18 protein-coding genes are annotated in these 25,085 nt (G+C 67.7%); 7 read left to right on the top strand and 11 right to left on the bottom strand.

Annotation, left to right across the window (positions count from 1 at the left end; genetic code table 11):
* Positions 1-185: 185 nt before the first annotated feature.
* Both AT699_RS06695 and AT699_RS06690 read right to left on the bottom strand, forming a co-directional pair.
* Positions 186-2,156: a BCCT family transporter gene (locus AT699_RS06695; RefSeq protein WP_006389190.1), complete on the bottom strand. Its 1,971-nt coding sequence runs from the start codon at positions 2,154-2,156 to the stop codon at positions 186-188.
* Positions 2,157-2,334: 178 nt separating this feature from the next.
* A complete protein-coding gene (locus AT699_RS06690) occupies positions 2,335-2,958 on the bottom strand; it encodes a TetR/AcrR family transcriptional regulator (RefSeq protein WP_020924762.1) in 624 nt (207 codons plus the stop codon).
* A gap of 166 nt (positions 2,959-3,124) precedes the next feature.
* Between AT699_RS06690 and AT699_RS06685 the strand changes: the two genes are divergently transcribed.
* The 5 genes from AT699_RS06685 to AT699_RS06665 all read left to right on the top strand — a co-directional run bounded on the left by AT699_RS06685 (position 3,125) and on the right by AT699_RS06665 (position 12,018).
* Entirely contained in the window at positions 3,125-4,303 is a 1,179-nt protein-coding gene (locus AT699_RS06685; RefSeq protein WP_024068062.1) for an efflux RND transporter periplasmic adaptor subunit, read from the top strand.
* Positions 4,300-7,473, top strand: coding sequence for an efflux RND transporter permease subunit (locus AT699_RS06680; RefSeq protein ID WP_024068061.1), 3,174 nt, complete (start codon positions 4,300-4,302; stop codon positions 7,471-7,473). The genes AT699_RS06685 and AT699_RS06680 overlap by 4 nt, the downstream gene beginning before the upstream one ends.
* A 2-nt stretch (positions 7,474-7,475) precedes the next feature.
* Positions 7,476-8,996: an efflux transporter outer membrane subunit gene (locus tag AT699_RS06675; protein ID WP_024068060.1), complete on the top strand. Its 1,521-nt coding sequence runs from the start codon at positions 7,476-7,478 to the stop codon at positions 8,994-8,996.
* Positions 8,997-9,244: 248 nt separating this feature from the next.
* Positions 9,245-10,381 (top strand): C45 family autoproteolytic acyltransferase/hydolase, encoded by a 1,137-nt coding sequence (locus tag AT699_RS06670; RefSeq protein ID WP_020924766.1) that lies wholly within the window; start codon positions 9,245-9,247, stop codon positions 10,379-10,381.
* Between the two features lie 74 nt (positions 10,382-10,455).
* Positions 10,456-12,018 carry an ABC transporter substrate-binding protein gene (locus tag AT699_RS06665; protein ID WP_006389184.1) on the top strand — a complete coding sequence of 521 codons (1,563 nt, stop codon included), beginning with the start codon at positions 10,456-10,458 and terminating at the stop codon, positions 12,016-12,018.
* A 440-nt stretch (positions 12,019-12,458) separates the two neighbouring features.
* Here the strand turns inward: AT699_RS06665 and AT699_RS06660 are convergent, their stop codons facing one another.
* The 7 genes from AT699_RS06660 to AT699_RS06630 all read right to left on the bottom strand — a co-directional run bounded on the left by AT699_RS06660 (position 12,459) and on the right by AT699_RS06630 (position 20,273).
* The gene (locus AT699_RS06660; RefSeq protein WP_006389183.1) at positions 12,459-14,018 is read right to left on the bottom strand and encodes an ABC transporter substrate-binding protein; all 1,560 of its coding nucleotides are present in this window, start codon (positions 14,016-14,018) and stop codon (positions 12,459-12,461) included.
* Between the two features lie 182 nt (positions 14,019-14,200).
* Positions 14,201-14,821, bottom strand: a complete 621-nt coding sequence (locus AT699_RS06655; protein ID WP_024068059.1) for a GntR family transcriptional regulator — start codon at positions 14,819-14,821, stop codon at positions 14,201-14,203.
* Positions 14,822-14,911: 90 nt separating this feature from the next.
* Positions 14,912-16,567 (bottom strand): ABC transporter ATP-binding protein, encoded by a 1,656-nt coding sequence (locus AT699_RS06650; RefSeq protein ID WP_024068058.1) that lies wholly within the window; start codon positions 16,565-16,567, stop codon positions 14,912-14,914.
* Positions 16,564-17,385: an ABC transporter permease gene (locus AT699_RS06645; RefSeq protein ID WP_024068057.1), complete on the bottom strand. Its 822-nt coding sequence runs from the start codon at positions 17,383-17,385 to the stop codon at positions 16,564-16,566. The genes AT699_RS06650 and AT699_RS06645 overlap by 4 nt, the downstream gene beginning before the upstream one ends.
* On the bottom strand, positions 17,382-18,326 hold the full coding sequence (locus AT699_RS06640; protein ID WP_006389179.1) for an ABC transporter permease: 945 nt from the start codon (positions 18,324-18,326) through the stop codon (positions 17,382-17,384). Before AT699_RS06640 ends, AT699_RS06645 begins: the two co-directional genes overlap by 4 nt.
* A gap of 61 nt (positions 18,327-18,387) precedes the next feature.
* On the bottom strand, positions 18,388-19,251 hold the full coding sequence (locus AT699_RS06635) for an alpha/beta hydrolase family protein (protein WP_020924771.1): 864 nt from the start codon (positions 19,249-19,251) through the stop codon (positions 18,388-18,390).
* 596 nt (positions 19,252-19,847) lie between these two features.
* A complete protein-coding gene (locus AT699_RS06630) occupies positions 19,848-20,273 on the bottom strand; it encodes an Lrp/AsnC family transcriptional regulator (protein WP_006389177.1) in 426 nt (141 codons plus the stop codon).
* Positions 20,274-20,569: 296 nt separating this feature from the next.
* Between AT699_RS06630 and AT699_RS06625 the strand changes: the two genes are divergently transcribed.
* Complete coding sequence (locus AT699_RS06625; RefSeq protein WP_024068056.1) at positions 20,570-22,726, top strand: TonB-dependent receptor family protein; 2,157 nt, start codon at positions 20,570-20,572, stop codon at positions 22,724-22,726.
* 91 nt (positions 22,727-22,817) lie between these two features.
* Here AT699_RS06625 and AT699_RS06620 read toward each other — a convergent pair whose 3' ends face one another.
* A complete protein-coding gene (locus tag AT699_RS06620; protein WP_024068055.1) occupies positions 22,818-23,729 on the bottom strand; it encodes a DUF808 domain-containing protein in 912 nt (303 codons plus the stop codon).
* A 163-nt stretch (positions 23,730-23,892) separates the two neighbouring features.
* Here AT699_RS06620 and AT699_RS06615 point away from each other — a divergent pair, with 163 nt between their 5' ends.
* Positions 23,893-24,201: a DUF1272 domain-containing protein gene (locus AT699_RS06615; protein WP_006389174.1), complete on the top strand. Its 309-nt coding sequence runs from the start codon at positions 23,893-23,895 to the stop codon at positions 24,199-24,201.
* Between the two features lie 97 nt (positions 24,202-24,298).
* Here AT699_RS06615 and ytfE read toward each other — a convergent pair whose 3' ends face one another.
* Entirely contained in the window at positions 24,299-24,979 is a 681-nt protein-coding gene (ytfE, locus tag AT699_RS06610; RefSeq protein WP_006389173.1) for an iron-sulfur cluster repair protein YtfE, read from the bottom strand.
* Positions 24,980-25,085: the final 106 nt, after the last annotated feature.

Genomic DNA, 25,085 nt, shown 5'->3' with positions numbered 1-25,085 from the left:
CGCTATTTATCAAAGGAATGGCTTGGATAATCCCTGAAAAATCAGACGAAGTCAAAAAACCTAAAGTAATGTTGAGGATTGAGGAATCCTATCGGCGAAAAAAAGCGTAAAAAAACCGCCGGCAACGGCCGGCGGTCTGCGGGAAAAGGACGGGCGCCGGGCGCGGGCCGGCGCGGAGATGGCTTCTAGGTACGAACCATGTGCAGGTAGTGGCGATGGCGCTCGTACTGGTCGAGGATGTCGCCGATGACGGCGTCGCGGCTCCAGCCCATGATGTCGTAGTCCTGTCCGCCCTCGCGCAGGTGGACCTCGGCGCGGAAGTACTTGCGTTCCTCCTCGTCGGCGGCCTCCTCGGGCGTCAGGCTGGGCCGCACAAAGGCCTGCGGCTGCACCGAATAGAAGAAGTCCAGGTGCTCGCCGTGGTTCACTTCCAGCACCGCGCCGCCCTCGACGTCGCCTTCCTTGACCGCGACCGCGTAGCCCTGCTTGCGTAGTTCGTCGGCCACGTCCTCCAGCGCCGGCGTCACCACGTCCGCGATGAAGCGCAGCACGTGGGCGCGACGCGGCATCATGACCATGTTGCGCAGCCGCCGCTCCCAGGACTGGCCGCCGCGCGCCGGGCGCGACAGTGTCAACGACTGGTAGCGGATGCCGCGCTTGGTGGCGTCGAGCTTGAGCGCCTTGAACAGCCCCCACAGCGACAGCAGCAGGATGACCGAGAACGGCAGCGCGCTGGCGATGGTGGCCGTCTGCAGCGCCGTCAGGCCGTCGGCCAGCAGCAGCGCGATGGCCACCGCGCCCATCGATAGCGACCAGAAGATGCGCTGCCACACCGGCGTGCGGTCGGCGCCGCCCGAGGCCAGCAGGTCCACCACCAGCGCGCCGGAGTCGGCCGAGGTGACGAAGAACACCGCCACCATTGCGATCGCGAAGATCGATATCACCCCGCTCCAGGGCAGCAGCTCGAAGAATGCGAACAGCGCCAGGGAGTTGTCGTCCTTGACGGTGTCGGCGAAACCCTTGATGCCGTCGACCAGGATGAAGTGGATGGCGGTGTCGCCGAACACCGTCATCCAGAACAGCGTGAACCCGGCCGGCACCAGCAGCACGCCGCTGACGAATTCGCGGATGGTGCGGCCGCGCGAGATGCGGGCGATGAACAGCCCCACGAACGGCGACCAGGCGATCCACCAGCCCCAGTAGAACAGGGTCCAGCCGCCGATCCAGTCGGTCGGCTCATACGCATACAGGTTGAAGGTCTTGTTGACAATGTCCGACAGGTAGGCGCCGGTGTTCTGCACGAAGGTCTGCAGCAGGAACACGGTGGGGCCGGCCACCAACACGAACAACAGCAGGATCACCGCCAGCACCATGTTGGCTTCGGACAGGATGCGGATGCCCTTGTCCAGGCCGCTGGCCACCGACAGCGTGGCCAGCCCGCAGGTGATGACGATCAGGACGATCTGCGGCATCACGCCGACCGGGATGCCGAACAGGTGGTTCAGGCCGCTGTTCATCTGCGCCACGCCCAGCCCCAGCGAGGTGGCCACGCCCAGCACCGTGCCGATGATGGCGAAGATGTCGACGGCATGGCCGATGGGGCCGTGGATGCGGTTGCCGATCAGCGGATACAACGCCGACCGCAGGGTCAGCGGCAGGCCGTGGCGGAAGCTGAAGAACGCCAGCGTCAGCGCCACCACGGCGTAGATGGCCCAGGCGTGCAGGCCCCAGTGGAAGAAGGTGATCTTCATGGATTCGCGCGCGGCGGCCGCGGTGGCGCCCTCGCCCACCGGCGGCGACATGAAGTGCATGACCGGCTCGGCCACGCCGAAGAACATCAGGCCGATGCCCATGCCGGCCGAGAACAGCATGGCGAACCAGGTGAAGTTGCGATAGTCGGGCTCGCTGTGGTCGGGCCCCAGCTTGATGTCGCCATAGCGGCTGATGGCCAGGAACGCCACCGAAAGCAGGATAATGGCGACCACCAGGATGTAGAACCAACTGGCGTTGCCCAGGATCCAGGCCTGGATCGATTCGAACAGGTTCTGCGCGGTCCTGGGCGCCATGATGGCAAAGCCCACCAGCAGCAGCGTGAATACCGCCGCTGTGTAGAAGACCGGGCGGTTGATGGTGGATGGTCGGGTTTCTGAAGACATGCTGCCGCTCCTTTCGCCCGAGGGATGCCTGAGGCTGCGGCGCTGGCCCCCTCAGTCCAGCCGGCGCGCCGTTGTAATTACTATCACGCGAACGAGCACCGTGACAATGCCCGCGATGCCGCGGTCGCCGCGGCCATGGCCCGATTGCCCGGCAGTGTGGCGCTCGCGGGCGGCCGCGCTAGCCGCTGTCGCGCTCGCCGAACACCACGCGGCGGAAGAATCCCGCCAGCACCGATTCGGTCGTCTCGGCGCTGACGTTCTGCGGATCGAAGGCGAAGCTGAACTGCATGCCGTCGGACAGCGCCAAGAGGCCGATAGCCAGTTCGCGCGCGGGCAGCGGCAGCGGCGTGCCGACGCGCTCGGAAAACTGGCGGATGTACTCGGTGGTGGCGTCGCGCAGTTCGCCCATGCAGGCGATGAAGCCGATGCGGAACTCCGGGTCGCGCGCCGCCTGCAGCTTGGCTTCCATCCACAACAGGAAGCACTCGTTGTCGCGGAAATGGTTGCTGTAGTAGTGCAGCACGCTGTCCTCCATCTGCTGGCGGGTTTCCCCGGCCTCGAAGATGGCGCGCATGTCGCTCATGACGTTTTCGTGGTCGCGCTTGAGCAGCTGCAGGAACAGTTCGGACTTGCTGGCGAAATTGGAATAGAAAGCGCCGCGGGTATAGCCGGCCAGTTCGGCGATGTCCTCGACGCTGGCGGCGACGAAACCCTTGGTCAGAAAGATCGATTGCGCGGCATCGAGCAGGCGCTGGCGCGTCTGGTCACGGCTTTGCTCTCGGGTAAGGCGGACTTTTGACATGCGCAGATTCTATCATCTGGAACGATTTCAGATTCACTCTTGTATTTGAATACAAGGTCGCATTAGAATCCATCCCGTATCGGATTGCCAAGGCGCCGCGCCGGCCTGTAACGGCTGGCCGCCCCGCGTCCTGTTCCCCCCTCCTGCCCGCGTCGCGAGGTGTTTCGTGAATTCTCCAGGTTCTTGCGCGCCCGTCGTCGCGCGCAATCCCGCCGCCCGTGTCGCGGCGCTTTCCCGCTCTCCCCTGCGCCGCCCCTGGCCGGCGCTCACCCTGGCGCTGACGCTGGCGCTGGCCGGCTGCGGCAGCAAGGAGGCCGAGGCACCCGCGCCGCGCCCGGTGGTGGCCATGCCGGCCAAGGCCGACGCCGCGCTGCCGGCCTGGACCCTGCCGGGCGAAGTGCAGGCGCGCTACAGCACGCCGCTGTCGTTCCGGGTGGGTGGCAAGATCATTGAACGCAAGGTGCGCCTGGGAGATACGGTCAAGCCCGGCCAGGTGGTCGCCCGGCTCGACCCCGCCGACGCCACCAAGAACGCCGCCGCCGCCCGCGCCCAGCTGTCGGCCGCGCAGCACCAGCTCGACTACGCCAAGCAGCAGCTGGACCGCGACCGCGCCCAGGCCCGCGAAAACCTGATCGCCGCCAACCAGCTCGAGCAGACCCGCAACGCCTACGCCTCGGCGCTGGCGCAACGCGACCAGGCGGCGCAACAGGCCGCCCTGTCGGCGGATCAGCTCAACTACACCACCCTGGTGGCCGACCACGCCGGCGTCATCACCGCTGAACAGGCCGACACCGGGCAGAACGTGACGGCCGGCCAGGCGGTCTACAACCTGGCCTGGTCGGGCGACGTCGACGCGCTGTGCGACGTGCCCGAAAGCGTGTTGGCGGGCCTGGCCATCGGCCAGCGCGCCACCGTCACGCTGGCGCCCCTGCCCGGCCAGACCTTCAGCGCCGTGCTGCGCGAGATCGCGCCGGCGGCCGATCCGCAGAGCCGCACCTATCGCGCCAAGCTGACGCTGGAGTCGCCCTCGCCCGAGGTGCGGCTGGGCATGACCGCCAACATCAGCTTCGACAACCGCCAGGCCAACGGCGCCACTACCTACACGGTGCCGGCGACGGCGCTGTTCCATGACGGCACCGAGCCCGCCGTCTGGATCGTCAAGCCGCAGGAAGACACGCTGGAGCTGCGCCGCGTGCAGGTGCTGCGCTACGACGCGCGCAGCGTCACCCTGTCGCAGGGCGTGCAGGCCGGCGAGCGCGTGGTGTGGCAAGGCGTGCACGCCGTGTCGGCCGGCGAAAAGGTCCGCGCGGTGCCGCCGCTGCACCCCGAGGACTTCGCATCATGAGCGCGCCGGTTCCCGAGAATCAGAACGCCGCGCACCGCCACGAGGAAGGCAAGTTCAACCTGTCGGCATGGGCCCTGCGGCACCAGCCTCTGGTGATCTTCCTGATCACGCTGGTGACGCTGTTCGGCGTGCTGTCGTATTCGCGCCTGGCGCAGTCCGAAGACCCGCCCTTCACGTTCCGCGTAATGGTCATCAAGACCCTGTGGCCCGGCGCCACCTCGCAACAGGTACAGGAGCAGGTCACCGACCGCATCGCCAAGAAGCTGCAGGAAACGCCGTCCACCGACTTCCTGCGCAGCTACTCGCGCCCCGGCGAATCGCTGATCTTCTTCACCATGAAGGACTCGGCGCCGGCCAGCGAGGTGGCCAACGAGTGGTACCAGGTGCGCAAGAAAGTCGGCGACATCGGCGCGACCTTGCCGCAAGGCGTGCAGGGGCCGTTCTTCAATGACGAGTTCGGCGACGTCTACACCAACATCTACACCCTGGCCGGCGACGGCTTCTCGCCGGCGCAGCTGCGCGACTACGCCGACAATCTGCGCACGGTGCTGCTGCGGGTGCCGGGCGTGGCCAAGGTCGACTACTTCGGCGAACAGCCCGAGCACGTCTATATCGAGATCAGCAACACGCAGCTGACTCGGCTGGGCGTGTCGCCGCAGCAGATCGCCGAGGCCATCAACAGCCAGAACGCGGTGGCCAGCGCCGGCACCCTGACCACGGCCGACGATCGCGTGTTCGTGCGTCCCAGCGGCCAGTTCCAGGACACCCGGGCGCTGGCCGAGACGCTGATCCGCGTCAACGGCAAGTCGATCCGGCTGGGCGATATCGCCACCATCCACCGCGGCTACGACGATCCCCCGGCCGAGCAGATGCGCACGCGCGGCGAGCCGGTGCTGGGCATCGGCATCACCATGCAGCCGGGCCAGGACGTGGTGCACCTGGGCAAGGCCCTGGAGGCCAAGTTCGGCGAGCTCAAGGCGCGCCTGCCCGCCGGCCTGACGCTGACCGAGGTGTCGAGCATGCCCAAGGCGGTGTCGTTCTCGGTGGACGAATTCCTGCGCTCGGTGGCCGAGGCCGTGGCCATCGTGCTGATCGTGAGCCTGGTTTCGCTGGGGCTGCGCACCGGCATGGTGGTGGTGATCTCTATCCCGGTGGTGCTGGCGGTGACCGCGCTGTTCATGGACATGTTCGGCATCGGCCTGCACAAGGTCTCGCTGGGCACGCTGGTGCTGGCGCTGGGCCTGCTGGTGGACGACGCCATCATCGCGGTCGAGATGATGGCGGTGAAACTGGAACAGGGCTGGAGTCGCGCGCGCGCCGCCGCCTTCGCCTACACCAGCACCGCTTTCCCGATGCTGACCGGCACGCTGGTGACGGTGGCCGGCTTCCTGCCGATCGCGCTGGCCAAGTCCAGCACCGGCGAATACACCCGCTCGATCTTCCAGGTGTCGGCGATCGCCCTGATCACCTCTTGGTTCGCCGCGGTGGTGCTGATCCCGCTGCTGGGCTACCGCATGCTGCCCGAGCGCAAGCGCGAGGCGCACCTGCCCGACGACCACGAGCACGACATCTACAACACCCGCTTCTACCAGCGCCTGCGCGGCTGGGTGGCGTGGTGCGTGGACCGGCGCTGGCGCGTGCTGCTGGCAACGGTGCTGGTGTTCATCCTGTCGATGGCTGGCTTCGGCCTGGTGCCGCAGCAATTCTTCCCCAGCTCGGACCGCACCGAGCTGCTGGTCGACGTGCGCCTGCAGGAAGGCGCCTCGTTCGAGGCCACGCTGCGCCAGGTCGAGCGGCTTGAAAAGACACTGGACGGCCGGCCCGAGATCGCCCATTCGGTGAGCTTCGTCGGCACCGGCGCGCCGCGCTTCTACCTGCCGCTGGACCAGCAGCTGGCCACGCCCAACTTCGCCCAGATCGTCATCACCGCCAATTCGGTGGAAGACCGCGAGAAGCTGGCGCACTGGCTCGAGCCGGTGCTGCGCGAGCAGTTCCCGGCGATCCGCAGCCGCCTGTCGCGGCTGGAGAACGGCCCGCCGGTGGGCTTCCAGGTGCAGTTCCGCGTGAGCGGCGACAAGATCCCCGAGGTGCGCCAGGTGGCCGAGAAGGTGGCCGCCGAAGTGCGCGCCGACAGCCGCTCTGTCAACGTGCAGTTCGACTGGGACGAACCGTCCGAGCGCTCGGTGCGCTTCGACATCGACCAGCAGAAGGCGCGCGAAGTCGGCGTAAGCTCCAACGACATCTCCAGCTTCCTGGCGATGACGCTGTCGGGCTACACCGTGACGCAATACCGCGAGCGCGACAAGCTGATCAACGTCAGCCTGCGTGCGCCCGACAGCGAGCGCATCGACCCGGGCCGCCTGGCCACGCTCGCCATGCCCACGCCCAACGGCCCGGTGCCGCTGGGCAGCCTGGGCCAGGTGCGCTACGGTTTGGAATACGGCGTGATCTGGGAACGCGACCGCCAGCCCACCATCACCGTGCAGGCCGACGTCACGGCCGGCGCCCAGGGCATCGACGTCACCCACGCCATCGACCGCAAACTGGACGCGCTGCGCGCCGAACTGCCGGTCGGCTATCGCATCGAGGTCGGCGGCCCGGTCGAGGAAAGCGCCAAGGGCCAGTCGTCCATCAACGCGCAGATGCCCATCATGGTCGTGGCGGTGCTGACGCTGCTGATGGTGCAGTTGCAGAGCTTTGCCCGCGTGCTGATGGTGGTGCTGACGGCGCCGCTCGGCCTGATCGGCGTGGTGGCCGCGCTGCTGCTGTTCGGCAAGCCGTTCGGTTTCGTCGCCATGCTGGGCGTGATCGCGATGTTCGGCATCATCATGCGCAACTCGGTGATCCTGGTCGACCAGATCGAACAGGACATCAGCGCCGGGCACAAACGTGTCGACGCCATCGTCGGCGCCACGGTGCGGCGCTTCCGCCCCATCACCCTGACGGCCGCGGCCGCGGTGCTGGCGCTGATCCCGCTGCTGCGCAGCAACTTCTTCGGTCCCATGGCCACCGCGCTGATGGGCGGCATCACCAGCGCCACGGTGCTGACGCTGTTCTTCCTGCCCGCGCTGTACGCGGCCTGGTTCCGCGTGCGCCACGACGAGCGCGAAGAGCCCGAAGGCGTGCCGCCCGGCGCCCACGCCGGCGACAACGTAGAACGAGGAGCCTGACGATGTCCCTCCGTCTCCCGACCCCGGCCTGGCGCCTGGCCACCCTGCCGCTGTTGCTGGCGCTGGGCGCCTGCGCCTTCGCCCCCGATAGCAAGCCGCCGGCGATGGCGCAGCCGGCGCAATACGGCGTCGAAGCGCTGCCCGCCGCCGGCGCGCCGGCACAGGGCGTGGCGCAGCGCTATGCGCGCGACGGCCGTCCGGTGCCTGAATGGTGGAAACGCTTTGGTTCGGACGCGCTCAACGCCATGGTGGAGGAAGGCCTGGCCAACAGCCCCGACCTGGCCGCGGCCGAGCGCAATCTGGCCGGCGCGCGCGAGCAGTTGCGCGGACAGGTCAATTCGTCGCTGCTGCCCTCGGTGGATGCCGGCGCCGACGTTTCGCGCAAGCGCGCGCTGACCATGCCGAACCTGCCGCAACCCACGGCGCTCTACAACGTCTTCACCGGCCAGGTCCAGGCCAAGTACGACCTCGACCTGTTCGGCGCGGCGCGCTTCGAGAACGTGTCGCGCGCGGCCCAGGTGGAACAGCAGGCCTATCAGCTCGAATCGGCGCGCCGTTCCCTGGCCGGCAACATCGTCACCGGCGCCATCACCTCGGCGTCGCTGGCCGAGCGGGTGGCGTTGACCGAAAAGCAGGTGGTGCTGGCGCGCCAGGTGGCGCGCGACACCCAGCGCCGGTACGAACTGGGCTCGGCCTCGCAGAACGACGCGCTGCAGGCCGACCAGGACGCCGCCACGCTGGAAGCCTCGCTGCCGGGCCTGCGCGCGCAATGGCAGGCCACGCGCCACGCGCTGGCGGTGCTGATGGGCCGCAGCCCCGACCAGGCGCCGCCCGACCTGGCCTTCGCCATGATCGCCGTGCCCGAGGAGGTGCCGGTGCTGGTGCCGTCCGAACTGCTGGCGGCGCGGCCCGACATCCACGTCGCCGAGGCCGTGCTGCGCGCGGCGGCGGCCGACGTCGGCGTGGCCACGGCGCAGTTGTTCCCCAGCCTGTCGCTGTCGGCGTCGATGGGCAAGGGCGGCTTCAGCTGGCCGACGGCGCTGTCGGGCGCGGGGTCGATCTGGGCGGTGGGCGCGTCGCTGACGCAGCCGATCTTCCACGGCGGCGCGCTGCTGGCCGAACGCAGCGCCGCCAAGGAGCGCTATGAGGCGGCGGTGCTGCAATACAAGCAGACCGTGCTGACCGCCTTCCGCGACGTGGCCGACACCCTGGCGCAACTGGAGGCGGACGGTCAGGCGCTGGCCTCGGCCGAGGCGTCGCGCCGGGCCGCGGAGCAGTCGCACCGCAACACCGCCAACCGCGTGCGCCTGGGCGCGCTGGCGCCCTACACCGCGTACGCCAGCGAACAGCATTACGTCGCGGCGCGGGTGCGCGAAGTGGAGTACGCCAATGCCCGCCTGACCGAGACGGCGGCGCTGTTCCAGGCGATGGGTTCGCCGGTGCGGGCACCGCAGGCGCTGACGCAGCCGGCTACCGAAGGCGCGGTAGCCAATCGGCAGACACCGCAGCAGCAACAGCAGTAACCCTCGCCCCCAATCCGCGCGGCCCCACAGGCCCCCGACGCCTACGGCGCGGGGGCCTGTTCCTTGATGCGGGACGCCAGCGCCAGGAATTTGATGCGCCACGCCGCGCCGCCGCGAGTCGCGCCCGCGTCTTTCCGGACCGCTATCTCCGGGCAAACCCTCGGTAATATTGGCGCCAAAATAAGCTAATATTTTTGCAACATTCTCCCCTTCCCCGACCTCACGGCGCCTCGCGCCGCTATCCGTTCATGACCCAGATCACCCAATTCCCGTTCGTATCGGTATCCGGTACTCCCGAGGCCCGCGGCCGCGCCTATGGCCAGCAGGCTGCCGACCGCGTGCGCAAGAGCGCCGCCATGTACGGCCAGACGCTGGTCGACCTGGGCTACGACGCCATGGCGCGCACCCGCCTCATCGAGAGCTTCGCGCGCGAGATCGAGAACTTCGCGCCGCACTACCTCGAGGAAATGCGCGGCATCGCCGCCGGCGCCGACGTGCCGTTCGAAGACATCGTGATGGTCAACGCCCGCACCGAAGTCATCGCCAAGGCCCGCGCCGAAAAGAAGAAGGCCGCCGAACTCGAACCCGGTGACGGCTGCACCGGCGCCCTGATCCTGCCGACCCGCTCGGCCAACGGCCGCCTGATCCACGGCCAGAACTGGGACTGGCGCGCCGAATGCGCCGAAACCGCCATCGTGCTGCGCGTGCGCAACGACAACGGTCCCGACATCCTGACCTTCGTCGAAGCCGGCGGCCTGGCCCGCAGCGGCCTGAACAGCGCCGGCGTGTCGATCACCGCCAACTACCTGGAATCCGACCGCGACTTCCGCCAGCTCGGCGTGCCGCTGTCGCTGATCCGCCGCAAGGTGCTGGAACAGGAGCACTTCGCGCTGGCCATCAAGGCCGTCAGCACCACCCCGAAGTCGTGCTCCAACAACATCATGATCGGCATGGCCGCGGGCTTCGGCGTGGACTACGAATGCACCACCGATGAAGCCTTCCCGATCTACCCGGGCGCCGATGACCTGATCGTGCACGCCAACCATTGGGTCAGCGAAGTCGCCCTGGGCAAGCTGCGCGACACCGGCCGCGCCAGCACTCCGGAAAGCGCCTACCGCGACTGGCGCGTACGCCGCCTGCTGAACGAAAAGGACAAGCTGACGCGCGCGGACCTCAAGCGCGCGCTGTTCGACGACTTCGGCACGCCCTACTCGGTCTGCCGCCCGCCGCGCCCCGGCAGCCACGACAACCTGTCGGCCACGGTGGCCATGGTCGTCATGGAGCCGGCCGCCGGCCTGATGGAAGTGGCGCCGCTGCCGGCGCTGAATCGCACCTTCACCCGCTACAGCCTGGACGCCGAGCCGGAACTGCTGGCCGCGGCCTGAACGCTCCCGGCCCCTTGAACCGTTGGCGGCGGCCGGCCTGCCCGGCCGCCCATGCAACCCGTGGAAACGCATCGATGAAAACCAAACTCCTGAATACCGCGGTTGCCCTGGCGCTGGGCGCGCTGGCCGGGACCGCCTGCGCCCAGGCGCCGGCGCCGCTGCGCATCTCGTTCACCGCCGACATCCGCTCGACCGAGCCGGGCGTGAACCGCGACAGCAACAGCGACGCGGTGGTGCTGCACATCGTCGAGGGCCTTGTGGCCTACGGCGAGGATGCCGAAGTGCGCCCGCTGCTGGCCGAATCCATCGACATCAGCCCCGACGGCAAGACCTACACCTTCAAGCTGCGCCAGGGCGTCAAGTTCCACAACGGCGCGCCGCTGACCTCCGCCGACGTGCTCTGGACCTGGCGGCACTACACCGCCGCCAACTCCGGCTGGCGCTGCGCCAGCGAATTCGATGGCCGCGGCACCGTCAAGGTCACCGGCGTCGAGGCGCCCGACGCCCAGACCGTGGTCTACCACCTGGAAAAACCCAGCAGCCTGTTCCTGGCCTCGCTGGCGCGCGCCGACTGCGGCGGCACCGGCATCCTGCAGCAAGCCTCGGTCAAGGCCGACGGCACCTGGGACAAGCCCATCGGCACCGGCCCCTTCGCCTTCGCCGAATGGAAGCGCGGCGAATACGTGCGCCTGACCCGGTTCGCCGACTACGCCAACCGCGACGGCAAGCGCGACGGCTACACCGGTTCCAAGCGCCCCCTGGTCGATGAAGTGCGCTTCGTCATCGTGCCCGACGATTCCACCGCCAAGGCCGCCCTGCAACGCGGCAACATCGACATCATCGAGGACGTTTCCAACAACGACGTGCCGGTGCTGCAAGGCACCCCCAACGTCAAGGTCGCCTACGCGCCCGTCATGAGCATGACCGCGTTGCTGCTGCAGACCCGGGACCCGCTGCTGTCCAATCCCAAGCTGCGCCAGGCCCTGGCCCACGCCATCGACTACGACCAGTTGGCCGCCGCCGTCACCGAAGGCCTGGCCAAGCCCAACAACTCCATCGTCCCGCTGGTCTCGCCGTACAGCGATGCGACGCAGAAGGAAGGCTGGAAATACGACCCCGCGCTGTCCCAGAAGCTGCTCAAGGAAGCCGGCTACAAGGGCCAGGAGATCGAACTGATCACCACCAAGCGCTATCCCCAGTCGTACAACTCCGCCGTCATCATCCAGGCCATGCTGCAGGCCGTCGGCATCAACGCCAAGCTGTCCGTGTCCGAATGGGCCACCCAGCTCGACCGCTACAACGCCGGCACCTACCAGATGATGACCTTCCCGTACTCCGCCCGCCTGGACGCGGCGCTGAACTACGAAATGGTCACCGGCGACAAGGCCAGGCAACCGCGCAAGGTCTGGGACAACCCCGACGCCCAGAAACTCCTGGACGCCGCCTCGGTCGACACCGACCACGCCAAGCGCCAGGCCGCCTTCGACCAGTTGCACAAGCTGTTCCTGGCAGACGTCCCCAGCATCCCGCTCTACAACGGCCTGGACATCGGCGCCTTCCGCAGCGATATCAAGGGCTACACCCCCTGGGCCGTCAAGAAGCCGCGCGCCTGGGAAGTGGAGCGCGTGGCGAAGTAACCCGCGCAACGCCAAGCAAAGAGGCCGCGAAAAGCGGCCTCTTTGCATTGCAAATAAACAGCGGCAGCGGCAGCCCACGCGCAGCGCCAACCCCAACCGCAAGACACCACGTAAGCTCAAAAGGGCCGCCCGCGCGGCCGCCTTTGAGCGGGCCCCGCAAGACTCGCCCCCCCCACCCTCCGTTGCATCCAGGAACCCCGAGCAAAAAAACCGCCCCGGCAACCGTCAAGCTTCAACGGTGGAGTCCGGGGCGGCGTTGGCCTGGCGTGCGCGGGGCGTGTAGATGCGCCCGAGGGAATCTGAAGGAACAGCCGCAGGCTGTGACAGATGACAACGGGGCAGTCCGGAGCGAACGCTCCGGACCGCAATCGTAGCCCCGCGCACGCCAGGCCAACGCCGCCCCGGACGGCCCCAAAAAGAGACCGCCCGAAAAAAGCGACTTACTTGCCAACGATCTTAGTCTCCCAAGCCCGCGGCTTCCCCTCCCAGACCGAAAACCCCTGCACCCGCTTGTTGGTCGCCCAAGCATCCGCCCCGTTATAAAGCACCAACAAAGGCGTCTGCTCCAGCATCAACGCATGCAGCTGGTCAAACAGCTTCTGCCGCTTCGCCGGATCCGACTCCAGGAAGCTCTCGTCGATCAGCTTCTGCGCCGCTGGATCATCCCAGACCTTGCGCGGCTGCTTGCTTTTGTCGCCCGCGAACTGCTCGAAGCTCAGCGCCGGATCGATGCGCGACGAGAACGTGAACGAACTGATCTGGTACTTGCCCGTGTTGTAGCGGTCCAGCTGCGTGGCCCATTCCAGCACCTCGATCTTGGCATTGATGCCCACTGCCTGCATCATCGCCTGCGCGATCACCGCCACCTGATAGCTCGGCACGTGCGCGCGCTTGTTGGCGTAGATCACGATCGGCTCGCCCTTGTAGCCCGCTTCCTTGAGCAACTGCTGCGCGCGCGCCGGATCGTATTTGTAGGTGCGCTTCTCGGCTTCCTGGTAATAGGCCGAGCCGGCATACACCGCCGAATTGTTCAGCTGCCCCAGGCCCTCGGAAGCCGCCGCCACCACCTGCGGAATGTCCAGCGCCGCCGCGATCGCCTGGCGCAGCTTGACGTTCTTGAGCACCGGATCCTGCGTCTGGAACAGCAGCGTGTGCTTGGTCGCGTCGTGCGGGCTCATCACCGACACCGCCGCATTGTTCTTCAGCTCGGCCACGTCGGTAATGGTGATCTGGCTGGCGTCGATCGCGCCCGACACCAGGCCGGCCTTGGCCGTCGATGGGTCCGGCACCACCAGGAAGCGCACCTCGTCGGCCAGCGGGCGCTTGGCGCCGACGTAGCCGTCCGGCTTGTCGCCGGCGCCGGGCGACACGTAATCCTTGAACGCCGTCAACAACACGTACTCGCCGCGCTTCCATTCCTTGAACTGGTACGGACCGGTGCCGACCGGCTGCTTCCACGAGCCATCGGCGTTGACCGAATCCTTGCTCAAGATAGCCGTCATGCCGCAATCGGTGCGCGCGAGCGAATCCAGGAACACCGCCGACTTGCGGTCGATCTTCATGACCACCGTCTGCGCGTCCGGCGCCGACACGTCCGTCACCTTCAGTCCGTTGCGGCCGTCGAAGTCGCTGCGGCAGCGCCAGTCCGTCTTCGGATCCATGTAGCGCTGCCAGCTCCACAGCACGTCGGCCGACGTCAGCGGCGCGCCGTTGTGGAACTTGACGCCGTCGCGCAACTTGAAGGTGTAGGTCAGGCCGTCTTCGGACAGGTCGACCGACTTGGCCAGCAGCGGCGCCACCGTGCCATTCTCCCGGTAGCCAACCAGGCCCTCCACCATGTTCAGCACCACGCCGTCGGTGGTGTTGTCGCGGTTCACGCCCGGATTGGTCGAGCGGATGTCGGCCGGCTGGGCAATGGTCAGGGTAGCGGCCTGGGCCGCGCCCGCGGCGGCCAGGGCCAGGCTGAGCGCGAGCGCGCGGGAAACAGGATGGTGGTGCATTGCAGGAACTCCCCCGGGGGCATGCGACGCCGGATTCATAACTATATTGGCGCCAAAAATAGCTGCCCATTATGAAGGCTTGTGGCGGTCGCGGTATCCGGGGTATCCCTGAAAGCGGCCCGGAAACGAGCGCGGCGGCCTCCTTTGCAGGAAGGCCGCCGCGCGTGCCGGGCGCTGTCGGGTCAGGAAATGTCCTGGCCGACGTGCTGGGCGATGATTTTCTGCAGGCGCTTGACGTCGCGCGCTTCCAGCGCCTCGACCATGTCGAAATACTCGCGCGCCGAGATCTCGATGCGCGACCGCGTCACCCATTCCTTGGCTGGCGCCGCCGGACCGCGCGCCCGGGTTTCCTGGATCAGGGCGGCCAGTTCACGGTTGGAACACATGTCGTACATGCCGGCATGGAAGGCCAGGTTGACCTCGTACTGTTCCAGCAGCGTGCCGTCCTGCAACAGCTTGACGAAGCGCTCGGCCAGCGCGCGCAGGGCGCGCACCTTGGCGGCGGTGACGTTCGGCATCAGGTCCGCCGCCGCGCCGGTTTCCAGCAGCACCCGGATGTCGCGGATCTGCAGGTGCTGGTCCGGGTCCATCGTGTAGACGTGATAGCCCCGGTTGGGGATGTGCGCGATCAGCCGCTTGGCCGTCAATTGGTCGAGCGCCCGCCGCACGTCCAGGCGCTTGGCGCCGTAGCGTTCCTGCAGGTCGATCTGTTTCAGCCATGCGCCAGGGCCGTATACCCCCGATTGAATATCCAGGGCAATACGGTCAACCAGGCCCGGCTGTGTCGCCGCCGCTTTCGGCATGGACCACTCCCGTGAATCTAATCCAAACCGCGTATTTTATGCGTAAGTCCGCGCCGCAACGGTAAGCCCGCGCGGCGCGGCCCCGCCCCGTCAGGCCATGGCCCGCGAGGGCTCCGGCTGGTCCAGGCGCCAGCGCAGGCGCACGCCGCCGGTTTCGGTCGATTCCAGGGCCGGAATCGCCGACAGCAGGCTGCGGGTGTATTCCTCGCGCGGCCGGTCGAACACCGTGTCGCGCGAGCCTTGTTCCACGATGCCGCCGTCGCGCATCACCACCACCCGGTCGGCCACCTGCTCCACCACGCCCAGGTCGTGGCTGATGAACAGGCACGAAAAGCCGTGGCGTTCCTGCAGGTCGGCGAACAGGTCCAGCACCTGCGCCCGCACCGTCACGTCCAGCGCCGACACCGGCTCGTCGGCAATCACGAAGGACGGCCGGCGCACCACCGCCCGGGCGATGGCGACGCGCTGGCGCTGGCCGCCCGACAGTTCGTGCGGAAAGCGCTTGGCGTATTCCGAACCCAGGCCAACTTCGGCCAGCACCTCGTCGACGCGACGGCGCTTGTCGGCCGCCGGCATGTCGACCAGCATACGCAGGCCTTCGCCCACCAGTTGGCCGATGGTCATGCGCGGGTCGAGCGACGAGTACGGGTCCTGGAACACCATCTGGCAGTTCAGGCGGTAGTCGCGCCAGGCCGGCGAGCGGCGGCTGACCGGCTGGTCGCGGAACAGGATCTGGCCTGCTGTCGGCGCCAGCAGGCCGGCGATGGCGCGGCCCAGCGTGGTCTTGCCGGAACCCGAGCCGCCCACCACCGCCACCACTTCGCGCGGCTTGACGTGCAGGTCGATGCCGTTGAGCGCGCGCTTGGCGCCGGTGCGCGAGAACAGGCGCTGGTGGCCGGCGTAGTCGACCACCAGGTTCCGGACCTCGACAATGGGCGCTTCCTGGATCGGCGCGCGCGCCGGCAGGCGGCGCGGCATGGCGTCCAGCAGCTTGCGGGTGTAGGGATGTTGCGGGCGTTCGAGGATGCCGGCGGTGGTGCCGGTTTCCAGCACCTTGCCGTGCTGCATCACCACCATGCGCTCGGTGTAGCGCGCCACCATCGGCAGGTCATGGCTGATCATCAGCACGGCGGTATTGTGCTCGCGCGTCAGGTCGACCATCAGTTCCAGCACGTCGCGCTGCACCACCGCGTCGAGCGCGGTGGTGGGCTCGTCGGCGATCAGCAGCGCCGGCTCCAGCAGCATCACCGAGGCCAGCATCATGCGCTGGCGCATGCCGCCCGAGAACTCGTGCGGCCAGGCCTCGACGGCGGCCTTGGGGTCGCGGATGCCGACGCGGCGCAGCATCTCCAGGATGCGTTCACGGCGCTGCGCGGTCGACAGGTCGCGGCGATGCAGCTTGAGGCCTTCGTCCAACTGGCGTCCGATGGGCATGGACGGGTTGAGCGAGGTCATGGGTTCCTGGAACACCATGCCGATGCGCGCGCCGCGCAGCTTGCGCAGCGCGGCCGGGCGTGCCTGGGTGACTTCCACGCCTTCGAAGCGGATCGAGCCGCCGGCCACCACCAGCGGCGGCGGCGTCAGGCCCATGATGGCGCGCGCCGCCTGGGTCTTGCCACTGCCGGACTCGCCGACGATGCCGACCATTTCGCCCGGCGCCACCTCGAAGGACACGCCGCCGACGATCTCGCGACCGCCGCGGCCGACGGTCAGGGACAGGTTCGATACGGTTACCAGTGCGCTCATTGCACGCCCCTCATGCGGGGATCGAGACGGTCACGCACCGCATCGCCCAGCAGGTTGATCCCGAGCAGCGCGAGCGCGATGGCCAGGCCGGGAAGAATGGAAAGGTACGACGCCTGCGCCATGAACGGGCGGGCGGCGGCCAGCATGTTGCCCCAGGTGGGCGCCGGCGGCGGCACGCCCAGGCCCAGGAAGGACAGCGCGCTTTCCGCCAGGATCACCCAGCCGAACATCGAGGTCGCCAGCACCGTCAACGGCGCGACGCAGTTGGGCAGCACGTGGCGCACCATGGTGTAGATCTCGGAGTTGCCCAGCACGCGCGAGGATTCGATGAACTCCTTCTCGCGCAGCGACAGCACCGTGCCGCGCACGATGCGCGTCACCGACGGCGTATAGGCCAGGCCCAGCGCCAGGATGATGCCGTACTTGTTGGCGCCGACCACCGCCAGCAGGCCCAGCGCCAGCAACAGGCCGGGAAAGGCCAGCAGCGCGTTGTTGAAGGCCATGATGATGCGGTCGGTCCAGCCGCGCACGAAGCCGGTCAGGGTGCCGACGATGGTGCCGGCGACGATGGCGAAGCCCACCGTCAGCAGGCTGATCCAGACGCTGCTGGAGGCGCCGGCCAGCAGGCGCGACAGTTCATCGCGGCCGAACTCGTCGGTGCCCAGCAGGAAGTCGCCGCCGGGCGGCTTCAGGCGCGCCACGAAGTTGATCTTGAGCGGGTCGTGCGGCGTCCAGAAGGCGCCCATGATGGCCGCGACGAGCATCGCCGCCACGATCACGCCGCCCACCAGCGCGTTAGCTGCAATTCGCTTTTTCATTCGGCGGTCACTCTCGGGTCGAAGATGGGATAGCAGAGGTCGATCAGCAGGTTGACGATCACGTAGATCACGCCCACGAACAGCAGGCAGCCCTGGATCACGGGATAGTCGCGGGCGAAGATCGAGTCCACCAGCAGGCGGCCCAGGCCGGGAATGGTGAACACGGTTTCGACCACGGCGATGCCGCCGAGCAGGTTGCCCAGCACCAGGCCGATCAGGGTCCAGGTGGGGCCGAAGGCGTTGCGGAAGGCGTGGCGCATCAGCACCGCGGATTCCGACAGGCCCTTGGCGCGGGCGTGGGTGATGTAGTCCAGCCGCAGCACTTCCAGGGTGCTGGCGCGCGCCATGCGCATCAGCACGCCGATCTCGTGCAGGAACAGCGTCAGGATCGGCATGGCCAGGTACAGCAGGCCGGCCTTCCAGTCTTCGCCGATCGACACGTAGCCCACCACCGGCAGCCATTGCAGCTTCAAGCCGAAGAAGATCAGCAGCAGCAGGCCGAGCCAGAAGGTGGGAATGGACACCAGCAGCGTGGCGGCGCCGACCAGGATCAGGTCGGGCGCCTTGTTCTGCTTCCACGCGGCGATCATGCCGGCGGGCACGGCCACCAGGGCGGCGAACAGCACGGCCACCAGCACCACGCGGCCGCTGATCAGGAAGCGGTCCCACACCAGCGGCAGCACGGGCTGGCCGGTGTTGATGGACGAACCCAGGTCGCCATGCAGCATGTTGCCGAACCAGATGCCGAACTGGGTAGGCCAGGTCTGGTCCAGGCCCAGCCGCGCGCGCAGGTCGGCCAGGGCCGCCGGCGTGGCCAGGTCGCCCAGCAGCAGTTGCGCGGGGTCGCCGGGAATCAGGCGGATCATGACGAACACCGCCACCGCCACGATCAGCAGTGTCGGAATGGCCATGACGATACGGGATAGCGCGAAACGCAACATGGCCCTCTCCTATCGCGGCCGACAGGCGCAGGCGCGCCGGCCGCCGGTCTGCTTGTCGACGTTATTCATTGCGCAGCTTGCGCAGTTCGGCGGCCAGGAAGTCCTGCACCTGGCCGACGCACTTCAGGCCGTCGTGCGGCACGTTGTCGACCACGTCCAGCACGGCCTTGACGCCGGCGGCCTCGAACGAGCGGCGCAGCGATTCCAGGCGCTCGGGACGGGTGGCGCCAGCGGAGTTGGCGCCGGGCATGAAGAACTTGCCGCCTTCGCGGTGGGTAATCTCCCAGGTCTCCAGGTCGGCCTTGCCGACGATCATGTGCACCGCGACCTGGCGCAGGGCGTCGATGTCGACGCCCTTGCCGAAGCGGGCCTCGGCGTCGCGCACGCCGACCCACCAGTCCTGGGCGGGATCGAGCAGCGTGACCGAGCCGGGCGCGCCGATCGACACGGCCCACAGGGTTTCGGGATGCAGCAGGGCGTAGCGGTTGACGAACTGGCCGCCGCCGGAATAGCCGAACAGGGCGAAGCGGGTGAAGTCGCGGCCGAATTTCTCGCCGACTTCGGCGACCATGCCTTGCAGGATGTGGTCGTAGCGGATGTCGCCTTCGATCAGTTGCTTGAAGCCGTCGCGGTTGCCGTCGCCGAGCGGGCTGACGGGAAACAGCGGGCACAGCACGATGCAGTCGTTCCAGCGGGCGAATTCGGCGAAGGCATCGCGGTATTCGACGAAGGCGCGGCCGGTGCCGTGCATGATCACGACCAGCTCCATGGGGTGCTTGGCCTGATCGATATGCGGGGGGACGTACATGCAGTACGAGAAGCGCGGGTCGGTGCGCGAGGCGAAGACGGTGCTGTGGCCGAGGTCGTAGATGGCGCGGGCGCGGGCGGCGTCGGGGGCCAGGGCGGGTGCTGCGGTGGACTGCATGGTTTCCTCGATTCCCGGGCGGGGGTGTGCCGGGGGGTGTTGCGGGCGGGGGATGTTTGACTAAATTGGCGCCAATTTTAGGAACCAGGTGTGGGTGGGGGCAAGCGGGGGGAATCCCTAACGGGTGGTTCGTGACGTTGCCCCGGGAGGGATGGGTCGGGCGGTTAGGGCTGTGGTTCTTTTGACGCGTGGTGGCCGGGCCGGGCGGAGGGCGGGGCTACGATTGCGGTCCGGAGCCTTCGCTCCGGACTGCCCCTGCGTCAACCTCGTACGCCTTCGGCTCCCTACGGTTTCCCTTGGGCGCATCTACACGCCCCGCCCTCCACCCGGCCCGGCCACCCCGCTGCGTCAGCGCGTTTCGAGACGCCGCCGGGATGTGTCACGTGCTTGGGCTTCGTGGCGATGTTGTGTGGAGTAGGAAGATCTTGCGGAGTCGCCCAAGGCGGCCGCGCGGGCGGCCTCTTTGGGCGTTCAGTGGTGCGGCGTCGGCGTCCGGGTTTGCGGAGATGACGTAGGCGTCGTCAACAAGAGGGGCACAGACAAGAGCGGCGATTTTGCGCTCTGGTAGGGACGGTCGCAAGGATGGGCGGCGGGGCTCAATCGAGCTTGTAGCTTTTCAGGTGGATGCTGGTTTCCGTGGCGGAGATGGCCTTGATGAGACGGACGCGGTCCAGGACGCGGGACATTTCCTCGATGTTGGCGACGCGCAGTTCGGCCAGCAGGTCCCAGCGGCCGTTGGTGTCGTGCAGGGCGACGACGGCGGGATCGCCCAGGAGGATGCTGACGACGCGGCGGGTTTCGTTGCCGTCGACGGCGATGTTCATCCAGGCGCCGATCTGGTCGGGTTGGGATTCGGGGCGCAGCCGGACGGTGTAGCCGACGATGATGCCCTCGTCTTCCATGCGGGCGATGCGGTTGTTGACGGTGCCCCTTGATACGTCGAGCTTCTTGGCCAGGGTCGCGACGGTTGCGCGAGCGTCGGCGCGCAACAGACCCAGCAATTGCTGATCGAGTGTGTCCATGATTGTTCCAGCCTGAAAATTGGCGCCAATTTCACATCTTATACGGATTCGATGCGGCGCTGGCGCGCGCTGTCCGGCACGCGGGCCTGGCGGGCCATGGCGTGTTTTTGCCACGGCCCCAATTTACCCCGTTTGGATTGGCGCCAATTTTTGATATATTTCGGGCCGGTCCGACAGCGCCCTACTCGGCTCATGCATCCACCCTGGCTGACGTCCGTGCCGGACCCGTAAAGATTCTCAATGTGATTGACGCTCGTATTAATGACGCGCGCCCTCCCCCGCTTCCTGGACTCCCAATGCCGATTCCTTTTCCCCCGCGACGCCTGACGCTCGCGCTGGCCATGCTGACGCTGGCCGCCCACAGCCAGGCGCAGACCGCGGCAGACGCCGCGCCCGCCGACAACACCCTGGGCGCGATCAGCGTCGTGGGCGACTGGCTGGAAAACCCGAATGAAGAGAAGGTGCTTGAACATGGCGGCGCGCGCACGATCATCGAGCGTTCGTCGTTCCAGGACACCGGCGCGACCAACGTGCGCGATGTGTTGCGCCGGGTGCCGGGCGTGCAGGTGCAGGAAAGCAATGGCACGGGCGGCAGCGATGTGTCGCTGAACGTGGGCGTGCGCGGGCTGACCTCGCGCCTGTCGCCGCGCTCGACCATTCTGATGGACGGCATTCCGCTGGCGGTGGCGCCCTATGGCCAGCCGCAGCTGTCGATGGCGCCGGTGTCGCTGGGCAACTTGTCGGCGGTGGACGTGGTGCGCGGCGCCGGCTCGGTGCGCTATGGCCCGCAGAACGTGGGCGGCATCATCAACTTCGTGACGCGCGCGATTCCGCGGGACTTCACCGCCGACGCCACGGTCGAGACCGACATGTACAGCCACGGCGGCGTGAAGACCTCGCCCAGCGCATTCATCGGCGGCACCAATGAGCGGGGCCTGGGCGGCGCCCTGCTGTATTCAGGCACGCACGGCAACGGCTTTCGTGAAAGCAACGACCGCGTGGACATCGATGACGTGATGCTCAAGGGCACCTATCGCATCGGCGCCGACGACAGCGTGTCGGCCGCGCTGCATCACTACGAAGGCCGCGCCGGCATGCCCGGCGGGTTGACCACCAGGCAGTATTCCGAGGACCCGTTCCAGTCCACCCGGCCGTACGACAGTTTCACCGGCCGCCGCACCGACGCCTCGTTCCGCTACAACCACGACGACGGCATCAATAAGTTCGAGCTGCTGACGTACTACACCGACAGCTTCCGCGGCAGCAGCATCGAAACGGAGGGCACCGGCGCCAACGCCGGCAAGCGCCGCCTGACCTTCAACCCGCGCAACTATCACACCTTCGCGATCGAGCCGCGCTATTCGCGCCTGTTTCGCGGCGCCGACGTGACGCAGGAAATCAGCGTGGGCTACCGCTACCTGAAGGAAGCCAGCGACGAGCGCGCCTCGCGCACCGCGTTCTACGTGCCGGACGGCGGCTTCGATCCGCTCGATGCCCCGAATCCGCAGTACCAATACCGCACCGGCGGCACCACGGCGCATGCGGTCTACATCGACGACACCATCAATGTCGGCAACTGGACCATCACGCCGGGCGTGCGCTATGAATTCATCGACTCGTTCCTGAACGACAAGTCCAATCCCGCGGCCAGGCCCCATACCAGCATCAAGTCCGAAGAACCCCTGCCCTCGCTGTCGGTGGTCTACCACGTCAGCGAACAATGGAGCGTGTTCGCCAACGCCGGCCAGTCATTCGGCCCGCTGCAGTACTTTCAGATCGCCTCGACCACCAACGGCCTGCATCCGGAAAAGGCCACCACCTATGAAGTCGGCACGCACTTCAATGGCGGCGGCTGGAAGGGCGAGCTGACGCTGTTCAACATCGACTTCGACGACGAACTGCAGTTGCGCGGCGGCACAAATGGCGGTTCGGACGCCTGGACCAACCTGGGCGCCACCCGCCACCGTGGTCTGGAAACCGGGCTGTCGTACGACCTGGGCGAACTGTCGGCGGCGCTGTCGGGCCTGTCGCTGTACGGCACCTATACCTACACCCAGGCCACCTACAAGGCCGGCGTGTTCGAGGGCCGCGACCTGCCCTTCTATTCGCGCAACGTGGCCTCGCTGGGCGCGCGCTACACGCGCAACCAGTGGACCTTCAATGTCGACACTTTCCTGCAGTCCAAGCAGCGGTCGCCCGGCGCGCCCGATCCCGGCGCCCGCTACCAGACCGAGGAAAGCGCCAACGGCGCCTACGGCGACATCCCGGGCTACGGCACGGTGCACGTGCGCGCCGCCTACGACTTCGGCAAACAGATGCACAACCTGAACATCGCGCTGGGGGTGAAGAACCTGTTCGACAAGCGCTACTTCACGCGCTCCACCGACAACAACGCGGGCAAGTACGTGGGCATGCCGCGCACGGTGTACCTGCAGGCGTCGCTGGCGTATTGATCGGGCGCCGGCGCGTGCGGCGCCGCTTCGGCGCATGTGCCGGCGGCACGGCGGGCTGAACCCGCGCGTTCATGGCGGGATCACGGCGCCGCTATTTGCCCAACAGGCGCTTGACGCCAGCGACCACGCCCAGCGTCACCGCCCCCGCGACGATGCCGAACACGGCGCTGAGCAAGGTCGACACCAAGGGCGGCAGCAAGCCGCCGCCGCTGGCCGCCGCGACGTGTTCGATGGCCGCGCCCAGCGGCGCGATGCCGTGCGTCAGGATGCCGCCGCCGACCATGAACATGGCGGCGGTGCCCACCACCGACAAGGTCTTCATCAGGTAGGGCGCGGCCGCCACGATGCGCTTGCCGAACCAGGCGGCCAGCGCGGCGCGGCGGGCGCTCAGGTACAGGCCCAGGTCGTCGAGCTTGACGATGCCCGCCACCAGGCCGTAGACCCCCACCGTCATGACCAGGGCGATGCCGGCCAGCACCACCGTCTGGCGCAGCAGATCGGCGCCGGCCACCGCCCCCAGGGTGATGGCGATGATCTCCGCCGACAGGATGAAGTCGGTGCGCACCGCGCCCTTGATCTTGTCGCGCTCGAACGCCACCATGTCCACCGCGGCGTTCTGCAGGGCTTCGGCGCGGGCGGCGTGATTGCCCTCGGCGGTCTCGCCGTGCGGCAGGAACTTGTGGGCCAGCTTCTCGACGCCCTCGAAGCACAGGAACAGGCCGCCGGCCATCAGCAGCGGCGTCACCGCCCAGGACGCGAAAGCGCTGATCACCAGCGCCGATGGCACCAGGATGAGCTTGTTGATGAGCGAGCCCTTGGCCACCGCCCACACCACCGGCAGTTCGCGATTGACCGGCACGCCCGAGACCTGCTGCGCATTGAGCGCCAGGTCGTCGCCCAGCACCCCGGCGGTTTTCTTGGCCGCCACCTTGGTCATGACGGAGACGTCGTCCAGGATGGTGGCGATGTCGTCGAACAATGCGAAGAAGCTGCTGCCTGCCATGGCGGATTCCGCAAAGTGGAGATGCCCGAGTGTACAGGCGTCCGCGCGCCGGGAGCGGTCTGCCGGACGTGGCCGTTTCCGCCCGTTGCCTGTCCGCGCGCGCGATGGGCGCGCCGCCGGGGCGCGGGTATGCTGGCGGACCGACCGTTCGGAGAGGACCGCCATGCTCGAATTGCGCCCCAGCTGTGAACATTGTGACGCCGACCTGCCGCCGGCCTCGACCGAGGCCCGCATCTGCAGCTTTGAATGCACCTTCTGCGCGCGCTGCGCCGACGAGGTGCTCGGCAACGTCTGCCCGAATTGCGGCGGCGGCTTTGCGCCGCGGCCGGTGCGCCCCGCCACCGACCGGCGCAATGGCAATTTCCTGGGCAGGTATCCGGCGGCGGCCGAGCGCAAGCACCGGCCGGCCGACCTGGCCGCCCACGCCGCGCTGCGGCAGGCGCTGCGCGGCATCCCGCCACAGGACCGCTGAAACCGCCGGGCCCACGCGCCGCGCATCCGTCGCCGCCACGGCGGGCCAGGGAGCCGGCGCGCATGTGTCCGCGCGCCGGCCGTGCTGGCGGCGCCGACTAGCCGCGCGGGCGGACCGCCTCGGCCTCGGCGTTCTCGAACAGGATGTTGTTTTCCAGGTGGATGTGGGCCATCAGGTCCTGCTTGAACGTGCCGATGCCCAGGTACAGCGCGCGCCAGGTGTTGCAGGCGGCGCGTGGCAGCGTCAGGTCATGCGTCAGGGCCATCAGGCGCTCCAGCGCCACACCGTGGTCATCATGCTCCATGCGCATCATGGTGATGGGCATGACCGCCATGGCGCCATGGCCGCGCGCCAGCATCGGGAACAGCACCTGTTCCTCCTTCTGCATGTGGCTTTCCAGTTCCTGGTGCATATCGCGCAGGTGATCGGCCAGTCCGGTGGGGCAGTCGGGACTGTCCGCATGCACCTGTTCCACCTTCATCGCCAGCCGGATCAATTCGGGCAGCTGCTGCCGGTGCACCTCGTGATAGCGCGCCAGGATGTGATCGATCAGGTCGGCCGGGCTTGCCTGGCTCCAGTCGCGCTCGTCCGAGGCCGCGCCGGCCAGCGCCAGCAGCCGCGCCTCGATCTGGCTCGCATCCAGTGACCGTTGCGCCGCGGCCTCGGCCAGGCTTTTCTTGCCGCCACAGCAAAAATCCAATTGATATTCGTGAAACACCTGGGTGGCGCCGGGAATGCTGCGGGCCAGCTGGCCCAGGGACTGTTCAACCATGCTCATCGCGTTTCTCCATGCTTCATGAGGGTGTCTGATCAGTAGCGAGATCCGTGCCAGGAAAAACTTGCGCCAAATCAATGATTTGAAAATTAAAGGGTAAAAACCACCC

It is taken from the genome of Achromobacter xylosoxidans (assembly GCF_001457475.1).
In the GTDB taxonomy this organism is placed as follows: domain Bacteria; phylum Pseudomonadota; class Gammaproteobacteria; order Burkholderiales; family Burkholderiaceae_B; genus Achromobacter; species Achromobacter xylosoxidans.
This window is presented reverse-complemented; position numbering and strand designations above follow the sequence as displayed.

Excerpts from the sequence above, each read along its gene's own strand:
- AT699_RS06695 (WP_006389190.1), bottom strand. The coding sequence starts at position 2,156 with ATGTCTTCAGAAACCCGACCATCCACCATCAACCGCCCGGTCTTCTAC.
- AT699_RS06690 (WP_020924762.1), bottom strand. The coding sequence starts at position 2,958 with ATGTCAAAAGTCCGCCTTACCCGAGAGCAAAGCCGTGACCAGACGCGC.
- AT699_RS06680 (WP_024068061.1), top strand. The coding sequence starts at position 4,300 with ATGAGCGCGCCGGTTCCCGAGAATCAGAACGCCGCGCACCGCCACGAG.
- AT699_RS06675 (WP_024068060.1), top strand. The coding sequence starts at position 7,476 with ATGTCCCTCCGTCTCCCGACCCCGGCCTGGCGCCTGGCCACCCTGCCG.
- AT699_RS06670 (WP_020924766.1), top strand. The coding sequence starts at position 9,245 with ATGACCCAGATCACCCAATTCCCGTTCGTATCGGTATCCGGTACTCCC.
- AT699_RS06665 (WP_006389184.1), top strand. The coding sequence starts at position 10,456 with ATGAAAACCAAACTCCTGAATACCGCGGTTGCCCTGGCGCTGGGCGCG.
- AT699_RS06660 (WP_006389183.1), bottom strand. The coding sequence starts at position 14,018 with ATGCACCACCATCCTGTTTCCCGCGCGCTCGCGCTCAGCCTGGCCCTG.
- AT699_RS06655 (WP_024068059.1), bottom strand. The coding sequence starts at position 14,821 with ATGCCGAAAGCGGCGGCGACACAGCCGGGCCTGGTTGACCGTATTGCC.
- AT699_RS06650 (WP_024068058.1), bottom strand. The coding sequence starts at position 16,567 with ATGAGCGCACTGGTAACCGTATCGAACCTGTCCCTGACCGTCGGCCGC.
- AT699_RS06645 (WP_024068057.1), bottom strand. The coding sequence starts at position 17,385 with ATGAAAAAGCGAATTGCAGCTAACGCGCTGGTGGGCGGCGTGATCGTG.
- AT699_RS06640 (WP_006389179.1), bottom strand. The coding sequence starts at position 18,326 with ATGTTGCGTTTCGCGCTATCCCGTATCGTCATGGCCATTCCGACACTG.
- AT699_RS06635 (WP_020924771.1), bottom strand. The coding sequence starts at position 19,251 with ATGCAGTCCACCGCAGCACCCGCCCTGGCCCCCGACGCCGCCCGCGCC.
- AT699_RS06630 (WP_006389177.1), bottom strand. The coding sequence starts at position 20,273 with ATGGACACACTCGATCAGCAATTGCTGGGTCTGTTGCGCGCCGACGCT.
- AT699_RS06625 (WP_024068056.1), top strand. The coding sequence starts at position 20,570 with ATGCCGATTCCTTTTCCCCCGCGACGCCTGACGCTCGCGCTGGCCATG.
- AT699_RS06620 (WP_024068055.1), bottom strand. The coding sequence starts at position 23,729 with ATGGCAGGCAGCAGCTTCTTCGCATTGTTCGACGACATCGCCACCATC.
- AT699_RS06615 (WP_006389174.1), top strand. The coding sequence starts at position 23,893 with ATGCTCGAATTGCGCCCCAGCTGTGAACATTGTGACGCCGACCTGCCG.
- ytfE (WP_006389173.1), bottom strand. The coding sequence starts at position 24,979 with ATGAGCATGGTTGAACAGTCCCTGGGCCAGCTGGCCCGCAGCATTCCC.